This window comes from Homoserinimonas aerilata, from assembly GCF_006716125.1.
Taxonomy (GTDB): domain Bacteria; phylum Actinomycetota; class Actinomycetes; order Actinomycetales; family Microbacteriaceae; genus Homoserinimonas; species Homoserinimonas aerilata.
On sequence record NZ_VFOM01000001.1, the window covers coordinates 1,189,645 to 1,207,308 of the forward strand.

The following is a 17,664-nucleotide window of genomic DNA, read 5'->3' on the forward strand; positions in this document are numbered from 1 at the left end:
CGGCACCGACACAGGGCCGAGCCCCGAGCCCGCCGTTCGCTACTGCTGCTGGTCTCCGATGTGCAGCCAGAAGAAGCTCTGGGTGCCCATCGTGAGCGTCACGGAACCGTCGTCGGCGAAGCGCGGGAAGTCGCCCCCGCCGAACAGGTCGACGAGACCACGGCCTGCGAGCTGCTCGTCCGAGATCGTCACCGAGATCGGATTGTGGGCGAAGCTGAACACGCAGAGCACGTCCTCGGCGGCATCACCGAACTGGGTGCCCGAGCCCTCATAGGAACGGACGAAGGCGAGTACCGACTCGTGGTTCGCCTCCAGCACCGTGAGGCTGCCGAGCCCGAACACCGGATGCGCCTTGCGCACGTGCACGACGTTGCGCACCCAGTGCAGCAGGGAACGTGACTGGGCGAGCTGCGACTCGACGTTGGTGAGCGAGTAGTTGTAGACGAGCGACTGCACGACCGGCAGATACAGTTTGCCGGGATCGGCAGACGAGAAGCCGGCATTGCGGTCGGGAGTCCACTGCATGGGCGTGCGCGAGGCGTCCCTGTCGGGAAGCCAGATGTTGTCTCCCATGCCGATCTCGTCGCCGTAGTAGAGGAACGGGCTGCCCGCGAGGGAGAACAGCAGTGCGTGAGCCAGCTCGAGCTCGTCACGCGAGTTGTCGAGCAGCGGCGCCAGGCGACGTCGGATGCCCACATTCACGCGCATCCGGGGGTCGTAGGCGTACCAGCCGTACATGGCCTGCCGGTACTCCTCCGAGACCATCTCAAGGGTCAGCTCGTCGTGGTTGCGCAGGAAGATTCCCCAGCCGGCGCCATCCGGAACATCCGTCGTCTCACTGAGAACCTGCACCAGCTCGCCGGCCTGCTGCGAGCGCAGCGAATAGAAGATGCGAGGCATGACAGGGAAATCGAAGGCCATATGGCATTCCGGCTCCTCCTCGGTGCCGAAGAAAGCGGCAACCTCGCGCGGCCACTGGTTCGCCTCAGCGATCATGACCCGCCCGGGATAGTCGTGGTCGACCATCGCCCGCAGCTTCTTGAGGAACTCGTGCGTGGGCGGCTCACCCTCACCGTTGCCCTCGTCCGACTCGTACAGATAGGGGATGGCGTCGAGCCGGAAGCCGTCGACGCCGAGCTCCAACCAGAAGCGAACCACGTCGAAGACCGCCTCGTGCACGGCAGGATTGTCGTAGTTGAGGTCGGGCTGGTGCGAGAAGAAACGGTGGAAGTAGAACTGCCGCCGCTCAGAGTCGAAGGCCCAGTTCGAGTCCTCCGTGTCGGTGAAGATGATGCGGATGTTCTCGTACTTCTCGTCGGTGTCACTCCAGACATAGAAGTCCCCATAGGGGCCCTCCGGGTCGAGACGGGACTGCTGGAACCACTCATGGGCATCCGATGTGTGGTTCAGCGGCAGGTCGATCACGACCCTCATGTTGCGCTCGTGAGCCTTCGTGACGAGCTCCTTGAACTCGTCGAGCGTGCCGAACTCGGGAAGGATCGACTTGTAGTCGCCCACGTCGTAGCCGCCGTCCCGCAGCGGGGAGGTGAAGAACGGGGGGATCCAGAGGGCGTCGACGCCGAGCCACTGGAGATAGTCGAGGCGAGAGATCAGGCCAGCCATATCGCCTGTTCCGTCGCCGTTGCTGTCGACGAAGGAGCGGACCATGACCTGATAGAAGACCGAACGGCGATACCACTGCGGATCGAGGGTCAGCCCTGGAAGCTGGATCGGGGCGGTAAAACTCACGAGACTCCTCTCAGCGGAAGGCCGTGGGGACAGTCACGACACATCCACCGAGTCTAGATCGCCGCACGCTGCGAAATGCCGCAAGAGAGGGCATCCGCGCGGCTCGACAGTCGGAGCGTTCCCTAGACTGTGAGCGATGAACGTTCACTCGCCCTACGCCTCCCTGCTCGAGAAGATCCCCGTCACGAAGGACGAGGTCGTCGTGCTGGGCAGCACGACCAGATATTGGACGTACGGCGACCCGGATGCCCCGGTCACGGTGGTCCTCGCACACGGTTACCGAGGGGAGCACCACGGGCTCGAACCCGTCATCGCCCAGCTGCCCTCCGTGCGCTTCATCAGCCCCGACCTTCCGGGCTTCGGAGAGTCGACCCCGCTCACCGAGACCGCGCACGACATCGACGGCTACGCCCAGTGGCTGATCGCCTTCGTCGAGGCCCTGGGCCTGACCGGCCGAGCGGTCGCGCTCGGACACTCCTTCGGTTCCATCATCACCTCGGCCGCCCTCAAGCGAGGCCTGCAGGCCCAGGCGCTCATCCTGGTCAATCCGATCGCCATCTCCGGACTCAAGGGGCCGCGCCCCGTCTCGACCTTCCTGACGGTCATGTTCTACCGCACCGCAGGCATGTTGCCGGAGCGACTGGCGAACAGCCTGCTGCGGTCGCCTCTCATCGTGCAGTTCATGAGCTCGGCGCTCGTGAAGACCCGCGACAAGGGGCTACGCAAGTGGATCCACAACGAGCACCACACCTATTTCAGCAACTTTGCCACCAGGCGCTCTGTCATCGAAGGTTTCGAAGCGTCGATCGCCCACAGCGTGGGAGATTTCGTGGAGTCTATTGAGTTGCCGACGCTTCTCGTCGCCGCCGAGCTCGATGACATCACGCCGCTGTCAGCGAACCGGGCTCTGGCCGCGTCGATTCCCAATTCGAAGCTCGTGGTGCTACCAGGAGTCGGGCATCTCATCCACTACGAGAGCCCTGTTCCGGCGGCCGAGGCGATCAGCGAGTTTCTCGGATCGCTCGATCTGCCATGATGCGGCCCTGGTCGTGAAGATCGTCTTCGACTGCCGCTACACCCGTCTGGAGCGGCACGACGGCATCAGCCGATACACCGCCGAGTTAGTCACGGCCCTCGCACGGTTGACCCCTGTCACGATGCTCATCAGCGACGAGCGTCAGCTCACGATGCTTCCGGACCTGCCCTGGATCATGGGAACGGATCCGACGAGTCTTCGTGAACCGTGGGTGTCGCGCATCGTGGCGCGAAGCGAGCCGGATGTCGTCTTTACCCCTATGCAGACGATGGGCTCCGTCGGCAGACGGTACCGGTTCATCCTCACGCTGCACGATCTCATTTACTACAGCAACCGTCGGCCTCCCCGCGAGTTCTCCTGGCCGGTGCGTATGGGCTGGCGCGTCTACCATCTGAGCTATCTACCGGTGCGGATGCTTCTGGCTCGGGCCGATGCGGTTGTCACGGGTTCCTTCTCCAGCCGTGACGAGATCGTCGCCGCGCGGCTGACCTCGCGCCCGATCACGGTCGTGCGCAGCGCTGTAGACGCGCCAAAACCTGAGGCGTCTGAACGGGCCCGGCCCACTCGCAAGGAGCTCGTGTACATGGGCTCCTTCATGCCGTACAAGAATGTCGAAACGATCGCGAGGGCGCTCTGGCTGCTTCCGGGCTACCGTCTGAGGCTGCTGAGCAGGGTGCTCCCGCGGGAGCGCGCCCGTCTTGAACGGATCGCCCCTTCAGGATCGCTGTTGTTCCACGACGGGGTCAGCGACGAGGAGTACCTGCGCATCCTCGCGTCGGCGACGGCTCTCGTCTCCGCCTCCCGGCAGGAGGGCTTCGGTATCCCGCTGGTCGAGTCCATGGCCGCCGGCACCCCTGTCGTCGTCAGCGACATCCCTGTGTTCCACGAGATCGGTGGCGAGGCCGCACACTATTTCGCGCCGGATGATGAGAGAGCACTCGCCGAGGCGGTGCTTCGGCTCGATATGCCGGGGGAGTGGGAGCGTCACTCGCTGCTCTCGGTCGCGGCTGCGGCCGAGTTCAGCTGGGAGCATTCAGCCCGCACCCTGTACGAGCTGGCCCTCTCGCTTGTCGGAGCAACGGCCGAAGATCTGCAATCCGGCGAGACCGCGACGCAGGATGAGGCGCTGAACGAGACGGCCGCAAAACACGCCAACTGATTTCGGCGTGTGCGCTCAGCCCTGCGTGTCGCGACGCTCGACGGCGTTCTGCTCCTCGATGTCTCCCGAACCATCCCCGACGGTCTGCTCTTCGAGCGGGTCGTCGAACTGAACAAGTTCGAGGGAACCCTCCGCATGACGGAAACTGTGCACCGAGCCATTGGTGATCGGTTCGTCGTGGTGCTTGCCATCGCCGGGGGCGACCGCCAGGAGCAGCGATCGGATGACTCCTCCGTGGCTCACGACCAGCAGGCTTTCTCCCTCGTGGCGTCGGGCCAGCTCCGTGAGAACGGGAAGCACCCGATCCGCAACGTCGCTGCGTGATTCCCGCCCCTCGACGGGAACCTGGCCGGGGTAGCGGATGGACAGTTCGGCGTCGGTGCTGCCCTCCGCGTCGCCGTAGTCGCGCTCCGTGAGGGAGTCGAGCGCGATCGGCGAGGCCATCCCGAGTTCGGTCGCGATGATCTCTGCGGTCTCGAGCGCGCGAGAGAGCGGGCTGGAGTAGATGCCACCCCACTCCCGCCCAGCGAGCACCTGCGCCGTGCTTCGCGCCTGCGCCCGCCCCGTGTCATTGAGCGGGACATCCGATCGGCCCTGAATGCGTCGCTGTCGGTTCCAGTCGGTCTCGCCGTGGCGGACCAGATAGAGCAGGCTCATCCGATGAGCCTCTCGGCCAGGGCCGCGAGCGTCTGCGATGTGCCGGCGTCGACCTTGAGCGTCGCGCGCGAGTCGCCCTTGGTGACGCCGCGATTCACGATGATCACAGGCACGTGCCTCCTGAGCGCAACCTCAAGCAGCCGGATGCCGGAGTTGACGACGAGCGAGGAGCCTGCGATGAGCAGTGCGTCAGCCGACTGCACGAGCGCACGCGCCTCCGCGAAGCGCTCCGTCGGCACGAACTCGCCGAAGAAGACGACATCCGGCTTGAGCACTCCGCCGCACACCGTGCACTGGGGCAGCACGAACTCGGAGATCCCCGCCGGGGTGACATCCCCATCGGGACCCAGCTCGGGCGCGTCAGGAGTCTCCAACCAGGGGTTGGCGGAGGTGAGCGCCTCGGCGATGGCCGCGCGAGCGAAGAACTGCCCGCAGGAGAGACAGCGGACCCGCTCCATGGAACCGTGGAGATCGACGACCTTCTCCGACCCGGCCCGGAGGTGGAGCCCGTCGACGTTCTGCGTGATGACGCCGTTGGTCACACCGGCCGCCTCGAGCGCGGCCAGAGCCCTGTGCCCGTTGTTGGGAGCGGCAGACGAGAAGCGACGCCACCCGAGATGACTGCCCGCCCAATAGCGTTTGCGATAGGACTCGCTGTCGAGGAACTCCGAGAAGGTCATCGGATTGCGTACGGGGGCGCCCTCACCCCGGTAATCGGGGATTCCGGAGTCGGTACTCACCCCTGCACCCGTCAGCACCGCAAGTCTGCGACCCTGCACAAGCGCGGCGATCCGCTCGACGGGCGACTCTGAGTCGGGCATCCATCCTCCAGTTCGCATGCGCGAAAGAACCTGCACACGGCTCGAACCACATGCCGGTTCTCAGCTTCTCACACTGTGAACGCGGCGGTTATCCGATATGTTTCCGGAGGCACAGCCGTGCGGCGAGCGGGCCGCGCATCCGCCGGAAGGGGCAGCCATGCGTGTTGAACGCGTCACCGATCTGGAGGTAGAAGGGCTCGCCGACTACGCGAGGCTCACCGATGTGGTGCTGCGTCGCCTCTCCGAGCCCGCGGGCGGTCTCTACATAGCGGAGTCCGTCAAGGTCATCGCTCGGGCCCTCGAGGCCGGGCACAGGCCGCGCTCATTCCTCGTGCTCGAGAAGTGGCTCGATGATCTGGCGCCGTTGGCCGAGAGATTCGACGTTCCCGTCTTCATCGGCGAAGACGAGCTGCTCAGCGGGCTGACCGGCTTCAGCCTGCACCGGGGCGCACTCGCATCGATGCACAGGCCTCCTCTGCGTCCCTTCGATGAGCTGCTCGAGGGCGCGACCCGGGTTGTCGTGCTCGAGGACCTCGCCGATCACACCAATGTCGGGGCCGTCTTCCGCGCTGCGGCGGGGCTGGGGGCGGATGCCGTGCTCATCTCACCCCGATGTGCCGACCCCTTCTACCGCAGGAGCGTGCGCGTGAGCATGGGGACCGTGCTGCAGGTGCCGTGGACCCGCATGCCGGAGTGGGATGAGGCCGGCCCGGTCCTCTCAGCGCACGGCTTCCACATCGCATCACTCGCCCTCTCCGACGACGCCGTCTCGCTCGACGACTTTGCGGCAAACGCACCGGACAAGGTCGCGCTCGTGCTCGGCACGGAGGGCGACGGACTGAGCCGGGCAGCCCTCGCCGCAGCCGACACCGTCGTCACGATCCCCATGTTCGGGGGAGTCGACTCCCTCAACGTCGCCGCCGCTGCCGCCGTCGCCATCTGGGCTCTCCGCGACCCGGCACGGGCATCCTAGGATTGCCGGGTGCCGAACACTCCGAACAGGGTCTACCGTCGACGGCGTCTGGCCGTGCTCGGCGGGCTCACGGCGTTCATCACGGCGCTCGCCTATCTTCCGCTGACGCTTCTCGCGCCCATCGGCCCCTACACACCGAGCACGATCGACTTCACGACGCCGGAGACAGCCGCCGTCGAGCTGAGCTGGCCGAGCAGCTCGGCCGTGGCGATCGGTGCCGTCGGCTTTCCCGGGGTACTCGCCTCCAGCGGGAGTGCTGATCCGCTCCCGATCGCGAGCATCACGAAGGTGATCGGCGCGCTGGTCATATTGGAGGCGCATCCGCTCACCCTCGGGGAGTCAGGCCCGGATATCGCATTCACTGAGACCGACGTCGGCTACTACTGGGACTACAGGGCGGTGCTCGGATCCGTCGAGCCCGTGAGCGCGGGGCTCGTGCTCAGCGAGTACCAGGCCCTCCAGGCATCCCTGATCTCCTCGGCGAACAACTATGCGCGGTCGCTCGGCGTGTGGGCCTTCGGATCGGATGCGGGCTTCGTGACAGCCACCGCCGACTGGCTCGATCGCAACGGCCTGCACGACACCACAGTGATGGAACCGACGGGGCTCGACCCCGCCAATCGGAGTACCGCATCCGATCTCCTCGAGCTCGGCAAGCTCGCCCTCGCGAACCCTGTCGTCGCCGAGATCGTCTCGATGAGCTCCGCGACCCTGCCGGTCATGGGTCTGATCGAGAACTCGAACAAGATCCTCGGCTCCGTTGGTGTGGACGGGATCAAGACGGGCACGCTCGACGAGGCGGGGGCCTGCCTCCTCTTCTCCACCGACGTCGAGGTCGGCACGGAGTCGATCACGGTCGTGGGCGTCGCCCTCGGCGGGGCGACACACGCCTCCCAGTATCCGGAGGTGGTCGCCCTGATCGACTCGCTGCGCGACGACTTCCACAGCGTGCCCATCACAGCCGAGGGAGAGTCGTTCGGCAGCTACAGCACGGCATGGGGGCAGCACGCGGATGCGGTGGCCGAGCAGCGCCGCGACGTCGTCGTCTGGGGCGAGACGCCGGTGACCGCATCCGTGTCGCTGCACCCCGTCGCGCTTGCCGCAGCGGGAACCGAGGTCGGTGAACTGCTGGTCATGGCCGGCTCCGACTCGTTCTCGATTCCGCTCGTGCTCGACGTCGAACTCAGCGATCCCGGGCCGCTGTGGAGGCTGTCCAATCCCGGTCGCCTCGCTGGCTGAACAGCCGGGTATATTCCAGAATCGGCATGGGTAGAGGCTGGGAATATGCTCGATCCGGCCTGTAATTCGCGATTCCTCAGTGGAAACGGTACGTCTTCAAGTAGGCTCTTGAGGTATCCGTTGCAGCAAGCGCTACATCATATGACCCCGGCTGGGAAGTCACCAGAATCGAGGGAGCCATGAGCGCCGCCGAAGCACAACCCGTCGTCACATTCACCCGCACGCGTCCGGGCGGTGACCGCAAGAGCCCGACGACCGAATACTCGGCGCTGCTCAACACTGTGCGCGACGCCGGCCTGCTCCGCAGGAGCACCACCTTCTACTACCTCATGTTCAGCGGAATCACACTCGCCCTCGGCGGTGTCATCACCGGCTTCATCCTGCTCGGCGACAGCTGGTTCCAGCTGCTCATGGCGGCAGCCCTCGGCATCGTGCTCACGCAGTACGCCTTCCTGGCCCATGAGGCAGCCCACCGACAGATCTTCGCATCGGGCAAGCTCAACGACGTCGTCGGGCGCACACTCGCCAACGCCTTCGTCGGTATCAGCTACCAGTGGTGGATGACCAAGCACTCCCGCCACCACGCGAACCCCAACATCGTGGGCAAAGACCCCGACATCGAGCCCGACTTCATCATCTTCCAGGAGACGGATGCGGCACAGAAGAAGGGCCTGTACGCCTGGGTGCTCAAGCGCCAGGGCTACCTCTTCTTCCCGGCTCTCATGCTCGAGGGCCTCAACCTGCACGTACACGGCTTCAAGACGGCGTTCGGCCGCGGCAAGGTGCAGGAACGATGGATCGAGATCACGATGCTCACGAGCCGCGTCGGCGCCTATCTCGCCGTGCTGTTCCTCGTGCTTCCGCTCGGCATGGCGTTCGCATTCCTCGGCGTGCAGCTCGCCGTGTTCGGCGTCTACATGGGTGCAGCCTTCGCTCCGAACCACAAGGGCATGCCGATCCTGCCGCATGACAGCAAGGTTGACTTCCTGCGTCGTCAGGTGCTGACCTCGCGCAACATCAAGGGCGGCTGGCTCATGGACACGTTCATGGGCGGACTCAACTACCAGATCGAGCACCACCTGTTCCCGAACATGCCCCGCCCCCATCTGCGCAAGGCGAACGAGATCGCCAAGGAGTACTGCGCGAGCCACAACATCCCGTTCACCGAGACGAGCCTCACCCAGTCGTACGGCATCGTGATCCAGTACCTGAATCGTGTGGGGCTCGCAGCCGGGGGAGACCCCTTCGACTGCCCAGCGGCCGCCCAGCTCGGGCGTTAGCCCCAGGGCGTTCGCAGCTCACGACCGCCGGAACGACAACGGGTCGGTCAGCAGGGGTGCGAACGCCAGCTCGGCCGCGCCGATCATGACCCGACGCGAACGCAGTCGTGCGCGACTGAGCGTGACGGCACGCGAGTGCCCCGAGAGCGATCGAAGGTTCAGCGTCCCCCCGAGCCTCTCCTCCGAGACGGTGAGAAGGGCTCCGAGGTAACCGCCGAGCACGACCATCTCCGGGTCGAAGATGTTGACGAGGTTGGTCAGGGCGATCGAGAGGAAGCCGAGCTGACGCTGCACCTCCTCGAGAACAGCATGATCACGTGTGACCCCGAGCTCGATGTCCAGCTCGTGCTCGTCGGCTCTCGTCAGCCTGAGCGGTTCCAGAATGGATGCGAGATTCACCTCTGTCTCGAGGCATCCGATGCGTCCGCAATGGCAGCGACGGCCGTTGCTGTTCACCATGATGTGGCCGAGCTCACCCGCGAAACCCGTCGTACCTCGAAGCGGCGCACCATCGATTATGACGCCGCCGCCGATTCCATTCGTGCCACCGTTGACGAACACCAGGTCGCGAACGCCGCGCGCCGCACCAAACATGTTCTCGGCGATCGCGCCGACACTCGCATCGTTGGCGACATACACGGGCAGCGCGAACGCGTCTGCCATCGGGGTCGCGAGATCGACATCGTGCCATGAGAGTTGCGGCGCGTTGACGATGCGCGAGTTGCTCGCATTCACCAGCCCGGGAACAGCCACGCCGATACCGACGATGTCATAGTTCGCCCGAATCTCGGGCTGCATCCCCCCAACGATCGACCGGGCGACAGCGACTGTCTCGGCCGGGGTCGGTATGTGGGCGGTGTCGAAGCGCACGCTGCGAATGATCTCGCCGCCGAGACCGACGAGCCCTATGGCGATACTCCTGCCCTCGGGGTTCACCGTGATCGCGGCCAGCCGTGGCTGAGGATGGACCCGGAGGCTTGGCCTCCCGATCTGCCCGACGACGGTCTCCGGCTCACCCTCGTACGCAAGCCCGGCTTCGACGAGTTCGGAGACGAGAACCGCAATGGTGGAGCGATTGAGCCCCGTCTGTCTTGTCAGCTCAGCGCGTGAGCATCCGCCGTTGTGATGCAGCAACTCCATGAGCATCGACAGGTTGAAGCGACGCAACTGGTCATTGCTCGTTCGCGTTCCCGTCCGCGGCGCGGAAGGGGGAGCGGTGCGTGCGTCCGTCACATCCGCACGACGACTCATCGCACCCCTCCCACCTTTGAGCGTGTTTCCTTCGTCGAGGGTACTGGGACTACCTCGAGCCGCGCCGCTTGTTGAAGATGTCGAAGGCGACTGCCAGAAGCAGGACCAGACCCTTGATGGCCATCTGCCACGCGGCATCCACGGAGAGGATCGACAGACCCATGTTCAGCACGCCCATGACGAGCGCCCCGATCACGGCGCCGACAACGGTGCCGACACCACCCTGCACCGCCGCGCCGCCGATGAACACCGCCGCGATCGCATCCAGCTCATAGTTCGTTCCTGCCGATGCGACCGCTCCTCCGGCGCGGGCGGTCGAGACCACACCGGCAAGGCCTGCAAGGAGGCCCATGTTGGTGAGGATGAAGAAGTCGACCCACCGGGTGTTCACGCCGCTCATCATCGCCGCGAAGCGGTTGCCTCCTATGGCGTACACGTGGCGACCGAAGATCGTGTTACGAAGCACGAAGGTGTAGGCGAGGATCAGCCCCGCCAGGATGATCAGGATGTACGGGGTTCCCGAATAGTCGCTGAGCAGCCATGAGAGCGAGAGAATCGCGACCGCGGCGATGCCCATCTTGATCCAGAACGAGAGCAACGGCTCGCGTGCGAGGTCGAGACGACGCTGCGCTGCGCGAGCACGAGCCTGCTGCAGCACGAGGAGGACGACCGCGACCACACCGAAGACGAGCGTGAGCACGTCGCGGCCGCCGATCTCGCCGAGCCACGCCGGGAACCACCCCGCGCCGATGTCGACGAAGCTGTCCGGCAGCCCGCTGATCGTTCCGCCGGTGAGCAGAACGAGGGTGAGCCCGCGGAACAACAGCATGCCCGCGAGGGTGACGATGAACGCCGGGATTCCGACGAATGCCACCCAGAATCCCTGCCAGGCACCGACAAGCGCACCCACGAACAGGGCGACGATGACGGCAGCCCACCAGGGCAGGCCCCAGTTGTTCATCGCGATGGCCGTGATGGCGCCGACCATGGCCACGATCGAACCGACCGACAGATCGATGTGCCCGCCGATGATCACGATGACCATGCCGATGGCGAGGATCAGGACGTAGGCGTTCTGCTGGATGAGGTTGTTGATGTTGCCCGGGTAGAGCAACCGCCCATCGGTGAGGATCTGGAACAGGATGATGATGACGGCGAGCGCCGCGAGGATCCCGTACTGCCGCAGGTTGACGCCGAGCGCCGGTCGACTGCGCCCCTTCCTCTCCGGTGTTGACGGGGTCGTCGGTGTTGTTGTTGTCGAGCTCAAGACTCAGTCCTTTCCCGCAGTCATGTACTTCATGAGCACTTCCTGCGTAGCGTCGGCCCGGGCTACCTCGCCCGTCAGCCGTCCTTCGGATATTGCGTAGATTCGGTCCGAGAGCCCGAGCAGCTCAGGGAGTTCCGATGAGATGACGATGACGGCCTTGCCCTGGGCGGCGAGTTCGTTGATGATGCCGTAGATCTCGTACTTCGCACCGACGTCGATGCCTCGTGTGGGCTCGTCGAGGATGAGCACATCCGGCCCCGTGAAGATCCACTTCGACAGCACGACCTTCTGCTGGTTGCCGCCCGAGAGCTTGCCGGTGATGGCGGAGACCGACGGCGCCTTGATGTTCATCTTCTGGCGATACGAGTCGGCGACCTTGTACTCGCGGTTGCGGTTGACGACACTCCAGCGCGACAGCTTGCCCAGTGCGGCTGACGAGATGTTCTCGGCGATGTCGCTGATGAGGTTGAGGCCGTAGCGTTTGCGGTCTTCGGTCGCATAGGCGAGACCATGCTTGATGGCTTCGCCGACGGTGCGCATCTGGATCTCGGTTCCGCGCTTGTAGATGCGGCCGGAGATCTTCGTGCCGTAGGAGCGGCCGAAGACGCTCATCGCCAGCTCCGTGCGGCCCGCCCCCATGAGTCCGGCGAAGCCGACGATCTCGCCGGCATGCACCGTGAACGATGCCCCGTCGACTACCTTGCGGGCGGTGTCGACCGGGTGGTGCACCGTCCAGTCCTCGACCCGCAGCACCTCCTCACCGATGTCTGGGTCGCGGGGCGGGAACAGGTTGTTGAGGTCGCGCCCGACCATCGAACGGATGATGCGACCCTCAGTGGCGTCGGGTTCCGACATCGAGAAGCTTTCGATCATCCTGCCGTCGCGGATGATCGTCACGCTGTCTGCGATGCGCTTAATCTCCTTGAGCTTGTGCGAGATGATGATGCAGGTGATGCCCTGGGCGCGCAGCTGCTCGATCAGTCCGAGCAGGTGGGTCGAGTCCTCGTCATTGAGCGCAGCGGTCGGCTCGTCGAGGATGAGCAGCTTGACGTTCTTCGACAGCGCCTTGGCGATCTCGACGAGTTGCTGCTTGCCGACCCCGAGTTCGAGCACGGGCGTCGCCGGGTTCTCACGAAGGCCCACACGGTCGAGCAGTTCGGCCGCTCTGCTGTTGGTGGCGTTCCAGTCGATGACGCCGCGCCTGTGCTGCTCGTTGCCGAGGAAGAGGTTCTCGGCGATGGAGAGGTAGGGGCTGAGGGCCAGCTCCTGATGGATGATGACGATCCCGTCACGCTCGCTGTCGTTGATCGAGCGGTAGGCGGCATCCTTGCCGTCGAATCGGATGTCGCCTTCGTAGCTGCCGGCGGGGTAGACGCCACTCAGTACCTTCATGAGCGTCGACTTGCCCGCACCGTTCTCTCCGCAGATGCCGTGCACCTCGCCGCGACGCACCGTGATGGACACGTCTTCGAGTGCCTTCACCGGGCCGAACGTCATGGTGATTCCGGTCATCGCCAGAATGCTGGATGACTCCATGGTGGTTCCTTTGCTGTCGGATGCAGGGGAAGAGACTGCGGCCGGATCCGGCCCGAGAGACGGATCCGGCCGCAGAGCCGCTACAGTCCGACGTCGGACGCCTTGATGAAGCCAGAGTCGATGAGCTTCGACTGCACCAGGTCCTTCGTCACGACCTCAGGCTCGAGCAGGTACGACGGCACGACCTTCTTGCCGTTGTCGTAGGTCTCCGTGTCGTTGACCGAGACCTCGTCGCCGCCGACGATCTCCTTGATCATCTCGAAGACCTGCGCGCCGAGGGCACGGGTGTCCTTCCACACGGTCATGGACTGCTCGCCGGCGAGGATCGCCTTGACGTTCGCCTTGTCGGCATCCTGACCCGTGATCACCGGGTAGTCGGCACCCGGCTTGTAGCCTGCGGACTTGAGCGACGCCTCGATACCGATGGCGAGACTGTCGTTGGGGGAGAGCACGACGTCGACCTTCTCGTCGCCCGTGTAGAACGACGAGAGGCGGTTGTCCATCTCGGCCTGCGCCTTGTCTGACGCCCAACCCTGGATTCCGATCGAGGCCCAGTCATCCGTCGTCGCGGGTGACTTGCCGCTCGGAACGACAAGCTTGCCGCTCTCGATGTAGGGGCTCAGAACATCCCAAGCGCCCGAGAAGAAGAACTTGGCGTTGTTGTCGTCGGGGCTTCCGGCGAAGGGCTCGAGGTTGAACGGCCCGGCCTCCGAGTCGAGGCCGAGCGTGTCGACGATGTACTGGCCCTGCAGCTGGCCGACCTTGTAGTTGTCGAAGGTCGCGTAGTAGTCGACATTCTCGGTGCCGTTGATGAGCCGGTCATAGGCGATGACGACGGCATCCTGCTTCTTCGCCTCTTCGAGGACCGGCGCGAGCACCTGGCCGTCGATCGATGCGACGACGAGGATCTTGGCCCCGCCGGCGATCTGGTTCTGGATCTGGCTGATCTGCTGATCGGTCTTGTTGTCTGCGTACTGCAGGTCGACGGTGCAGCCGTCGTCCTTCAGCAGCTTCTGCAGCTGCTCTCCGTCGTTGATCCACCGTTCGAGCGAACGGGTGGGCATCGAGATGCCGACGTTGCAGTCGACGGCGCTGTCGGATGCGTCGCCGCCACCGGGCGCCTGGCCTGAGCATGCTGCGAGCGATACTGCGAGTGCTCCGGTGGCTGCGACGGCCAGGAGCTTCTTGGGGATGGACATGGGTGCTTTCCTCTCTGAATGCGGTCATGACGCGAATCACGAGCCGTCCGAGGAATGGCAGAGGGCGCAGACGACACCACAGGGAACCGGTGCGTTGCGCCTTCGTACCGTCGGCAGCTTCGCGCGACATTTGTTGACGGGGACAACATAGCCACTTCTTCGGAGGTTTGTCTACGCCGACAACAAAGAAATTTCCGAGGGCACGGCTCGACGCCGTCACGGATGCCCCGACCACGCATCGCGTGCAGCCCGCGAGATCACGCGGCTGCCAGCATGCAGCCGATCGAATACGCCTAGAAGCCGGGCCTCTTCGGTGCGATTCCGTCGCCCGAGGACTGGTGGCGGATGCGACGGATCACCCACGGCATGAGATGTTCGCGAGCCCAGACCATGTCGTCCGTGCGCGCCTGGCGCCACGGCCTCGGCGGCAGGGGTTCGGGGGAGAACGCCTCCAGGCCGTGGTCGACGCCGAGCGCCTCGAGCATGGCCCTGGCGATGGTGTGATGGCCGGTGGGGGAGAAGTGCAGCCGATCCGGCGCCCACATGCGCGAGTCCTGCAGCTCGCGCAGCGCCCACATGTCGACGACGATCGCGTCGTGTCTGTGCGCGATTCCCCTGAGATTCTCGTTGTAGATCGCGACTTTGCCACGGATGCGCCGCATCATGGGCGTCATTCCGATGTCTGGTCCGTTGAAGAGCACGACGGTCGCACCCGCGGACCTCAGCCGCTCGATGGCCCCCTCCAGCCGTGCGGCGACCTCGTCGGGGTCCGTGTTGGGGCGGATGATGTCGTTGCCGCCAGCGGAGATCGAGATCAGGTCGGGGCGCAGCTCAAGAGCCGGCTCCACCTGCTCGTCGATGATCTGTTGCAGCAGGCGGCCGCGCACCGCCAGGTTTGCGTAGGCGAAGTCTGCGGTCTGGGTGGCGAGGACCTCGGCGACGCGATCTGCCCATCCCCGATGCCCGCCCGGGCTGTTCGGCTCCGGGTCCCCGATGCCCTCGGTGAATGAGTCGCCGAGGGCGACATAACGCGACCAGGGATGCTGTGAGGTCATGATTCCATGCTGCATGATCGTGTGCTGAACCGCCAAAACTCTTGTAGGAAGGCTCGTTTCTTTATCACACGACTCTCCGAGCTCAGTATTGCCCCGCTTTCGGGGGGCATGTAAAACTTATCTCAGGTCGTCGAGACTCGGCGGCTGCGAAAGTGATCGACTGGGAGGTCGTCATGGGTTGGTTATCGTTCATTATTCTCGGACTCATCGCGGGTGCCATCGCCAAGCTCATCCTGCCTGGCAGGCAGGGCGGAGGCTGGCTCTCAACGCTGATCCTCGGTGTGATCGGCGCACTCATCGGCGGTTGGCTCGGTGGCCTGCTCTTCGGTATCGGCTATGAGGACTTCTGGTCGATCCAGTCGTGGCTCATCGCCATCGTGGGAGCCATCGTCGTGCTCCTGATCTGGGGCTTCATCACCCGCGGCAGCCGCAAGGCCTGACGGGCGAACAGCAGTTCTCTGCTGCGCCGCCTCACCGTTCCTGGCGAATGGTGAGGCGGCGCTTCTTTGCGCCAGGAGGGCATCCGGATGCCGCCCACCGGCCTCGGAAGACACCGGTGGCTGAGGATGTCGGCGGCTGAGGCTAAAGTCTTATTCAGTGAACATCTCCCCATCCTCCGCTCGCCGCCCCAGCGCGCATCAGGTGGGAACCTCGGCGGCAGAGAACCTCTCTCCGGCCTTTCCGGAACGTGCTGCACGAGGAACAGCCGACAAGCTTCGTGCGTGGCAGCAGGAGGCGCTCGACGCCTATCTCGCCCGCGGACCCCGCGACTTCCTCGCTGCCGCGACACCCGGCGCAGGCAAGACGACCTTCGCGCTTCGCATCGCCACGGAGCTGCTCGCGAGCGGCGCCATCAACCGCATCACCGTCGTCGCCCCCACCGAGCATCTCAAGACCCAATGGGCGGATGCGGCGCATCGCGTGGGCATCCGGCTCGACCCGAACTTCAAGAACGCCTACGGCTCGGCAGGGCGGCACTTCCACGGCGTCGCCGTGACCTATGCGCAGGTGGCGACCAGAGCGAGCCTGCACCGCAGCATCACCGAGGGCGGGCGCACGCTCGTCATCCTCGACGAGGTGCACCACGGCGGCGACGCTCTCAGTTGGGGCGACGCGATCCGTGAGGCCTTCGAGCCGGCGACCCGGCGCCTGTCGTTGACGGGAACGCCGTTCCGCTCCGACACATCGCCGATTCCGTTCGTGACGTACCATCCCGACGAGAACGGCATCCGCACATCGCACGCCGACTACAGCTACGGCTACGGGCGTGCCCTCGCGGACGGCGTCGTGCGCCCCGTGATCTTCCTCTCCTATGCGGGGCGGATGCGCTGGCGCACGCGCTCGGGCGACGAGATGGAGGCCCAGCTCGGGCAGGGCGACACGAAGGATGTGACGGCGCAGGCCTGGCGCACGGCCCTCGACCCGGAGGGCGACTGGATGCCCTCGGTGCTCAAAGCCGCAAACACGCGGCTGACCGAGGTGCGGCAGGGGGTTCCGGATGCGGGCGGTCTGGTCATCGCGACCGACCACTACACGGCACGGGCCTATGCGGACATCCTGCACAAGGTCACGGGGGAGAAGCCGACCGTGGTGCTCTCCGACGAGAAGGAGGCGAACGAACGGATCGCCTCGTTCTCGGCAGGCAGTTCACGCTGGATGGTCGCCGTGCGCATGGTCTCCGAGGGCGTCGACGTGCCGCGGCTCGGCGTGGGCGTGTACGCGACATCATCCTCGACGCCGCTGTTCTTCGCACAGGCGATCGGCCGCTTCGTGCGCACTCGCCGCCGAGGGGAGACCGCATCGATCTTCCTGCCGAATGTGCCAGCGCTGATGGCACTGGCGACCACCATGGAACTCGAGCGCGATCACGCGCTCGACCGCGAGGACCGCGACGGGCTCGAGGAGATCACACTCGACGACGACGCCCTCGACGAGGCGAACCGCACCGAATCGGCCTCGGCGGATGCCGATCTGTTCGACTTCAAAGCCCTCGCCTCGGATGCCTCCTTCGACAGGGTGCTCTACGACGGCGGTGAGTTCGGTTTCTCCGCCGAGGTCGGCAGCCTCGAGGAGCTCGACTTCCTGGGGCTGCCCGGCCTGCTCGAACCCGACCAGGTGCGCGAGCTGTTGCAGGCCAGACAGGCCCGTCAGTCGAAGCGCTCAGAGGGCCGCAAGCGTGTCGCTGAGGCGCTCGGCGGCGAGCTGCACGAACCCCCGGCGCTTCACCGAACCCTCAAGGAGCAGCGGCGCCTGCTCAACAGTCTCGTCGGCATGCGGGCCAAGCGCACAGGAGAGCCACACGCGCAGATCCATGCCGAGCTGCGGCGCAGTGTCGGCGGGCCGGCCGTTCCGCAGGCGAGTGTCGCCCAGCTTCAAGCGCGAATCGAGCTGCTGCGCCGGACCAACTGATCCGACCCGAAACCCGGGCTCTCTCCGCAGAGA

The 17,664-nt window shown here is 65.3% G+C and carries 15 protein-coding genes; 7 read left to right on the forward strand and 8 right to left on the reverse strand.

All coding sequences use genetic code 11. From position 1 onward, the window contains the following. Window positions 1-39: 39 nt before the first annotated feature. On the reverse strand, window positions 40-1,749 hold the full coding sequence (treS, locus tag FB562_RS05595; RefSeq protein WP_141880245.1) for a maltose alpha-D-glucosyltransferase: 1,710 nt from the start codon (window positions 1,747-1,749) through the stop codon (window positions 40-42). A 136-nt stretch (window positions 1,750-1,885) separates the two neighbouring features. On the opposite strand from treS, the gene FB562_RS05600 reads away from it, so the two are divergent. Both FB562_RS05600 and FB562_RS05605 read left to right on the forward strand, forming a co-directional pair. Next, a complete protein-coding gene (locus FB562_RS05600; RefSeq protein ID WP_141880246.1) occupies window positions 1,886-2,785 on the forward strand; it encodes an alpha/beta fold hydrolase in 900 nt (299 codons plus the stop codon). A 13-nt stretch (window positions 2,786-2,798) separates the two neighbouring features. Beyond that, complete coding sequence (locus tag FB562_RS05605) at window positions 2,799-3,944, forward strand: glycosyltransferase family 4 protein (protein ID WP_141880247.1); 1,146 nt, start codon at window positions 2,799-2,801, stop codon at window positions 3,942-3,944. Between the two features lie 15 nt (window positions 3,945-3,959). On the opposite strand, the gene FB562_RS05610 is transcribed toward FB562_RS05605, so the two are convergent. Together FB562_RS05610 and FB562_RS05615 are read right to left on the reverse strand one after the other, a co-directional pair. After that, entirely contained in the window at window positions 3,960-4,601 is a 642-nt protein-coding gene (locus FB562_RS05610; RefSeq protein ID WP_141880248.1) for a histidine phosphatase family protein, read from the reverse strand. Next, window positions 4,598-5,422, reverse strand: coding sequence for an NAD-dependent protein deacetylase (locus FB562_RS05615; protein ID WP_246081347.1), 825 nt, complete (start codon window positions 5,420-5,422; stop codon window positions 4,598-4,600). The genes FB562_RS05610 and FB562_RS05615 overlap by 4 nt, the downstream gene beginning before the upstream one ends. Before the next feature lie 157 nt (window positions 5,423-5,579). Here FB562_RS05615 and FB562_RS05620 point away from each other — a divergent pair, with 157 nt between their 5' ends. The 3 genes from FB562_RS05620 to FB562_RS05630 all read left to right on the forward strand — a co-directional run bounded on the left by FB562_RS05620 (window position 5,580) and on the right by FB562_RS05630 (window position 8,914). Continuing rightward, complete coding sequence (locus FB562_RS05620) at window positions 5,580-6,395, forward strand: TrmH family RNA methyltransferase (RefSeq protein ID WP_141880250.1); 816 nt, start codon at window positions 5,580-5,582, stop codon at window positions 6,393-6,395. Between the two features lie 9 nt (window positions 6,396-6,404). Next, window positions 6,405-7,634: a D-alanyl-D-alanine carboxypeptidase family protein gene (locus tag FB562_RS05625; protein WP_141880251.1), complete on the forward strand. Its 1,230-nt coding sequence runs from the start codon at window positions 6,405-6,407 to the stop codon at window positions 7,632-7,634. Window positions 7,635-7,813: 179 nt separating this feature from the next. Beyond that, on the forward strand, window positions 7,814-8,914 hold the full coding sequence (locus tag FB562_RS05630; protein ID WP_141880252.1) for a fatty acid desaturase family protein: 1,101 nt from the start codon (window positions 7,814-7,816) through the stop codon (window positions 8,912-8,914). A gap of 18 nt (window positions 8,915-8,932) precedes the next feature. On the opposite strand, the gene FB562_RS05635 is transcribed toward FB562_RS05630, so the two are convergent. From FB562_RS05635 to FB562_RS05655, 5 genes are all read right to left on the reverse strand, one after another. Then, complete coding sequence (locus tag FB562_RS05635; RefSeq protein ID WP_185740464.1) at window positions 8,933-10,165, reverse strand: ROK family transcriptional regulator; 1,233 nt, start codon at window positions 10,163-10,165, stop codon at window positions 8,933-8,935. Window positions 10,166-10,214: 49 nt separating this feature from the next. Further along, window positions 10,215-11,432, reverse strand: a complete 1,218-nt coding sequence (gene mmsB / locus FB562_RS05640; protein ID WP_141880254.1) for a multiple monosaccharide ABC transporter permease — start codon at window positions 11,430-11,432, stop codon at window positions 10,215-10,217. Between the two features lie 3 nt (window positions 11,433-11,435). Next, a complete protein-coding gene (mmsA, locus tag FB562_RS05645) occupies window positions 11,436-12,968 on the reverse strand; it encodes a multiple monosaccharide ABC transporter ATP-binding protein (protein ID WP_141880255.1) in 1,533 nt (510 codons plus the stop codon). Window positions 12,969-13,048: 80 nt separating this feature from the next. After that, window positions 13,049-14,167 (reverse strand): multiple monosaccharide ABC transporter substrate-binding protein, encoded by a 1,119-nt coding sequence (gene chvE, locus FB562_RS05650; protein ID WP_141880256.1) that lies wholly within the window; start codon window positions 14,165-14,167, stop codon window positions 13,049-13,051. 293 nt (window positions 14,168-14,460) lie between these two features. Next, window positions 14,461-15,222: an SGNH/GDSL hydrolase family protein gene (locus FB562_RS05655; RefSeq protein ID WP_141880257.1), complete on the reverse strand. Its 762-nt coding sequence runs from the start codon at window positions 15,220-15,222 to the stop codon at window positions 14,461-14,463. A gap of 173 nt (window positions 15,223-15,395) precedes the next feature. Between FB562_RS05655 and FB562_RS05660 the strand changes: the two genes are divergently transcribed. Together FB562_RS05660 and FB562_RS05665 are read left to right on the forward strand one after the other, a co-directional pair. After that, complete coding sequence (locus FB562_RS05660; RefSeq protein WP_141881097.1) at window positions 15,396-15,662, forward strand: GlsB/YeaQ/YmgE family stress response membrane protein; 267 nt, start codon at window positions 15,396-15,398, stop codon at window positions 15,660-15,662. Between the two features lie 157 nt (window positions 15,663-15,819). After that, entirely contained in the window at window positions 15,820-17,631 is a 1,812-nt protein-coding gene (locus tag FB562_RS05665) for a DEAD/DEAH box helicase (protein ID WP_246081348.1), read from the forward strand. Window positions 17,632-17,664 lie beyond the last annotated feature (33 nt).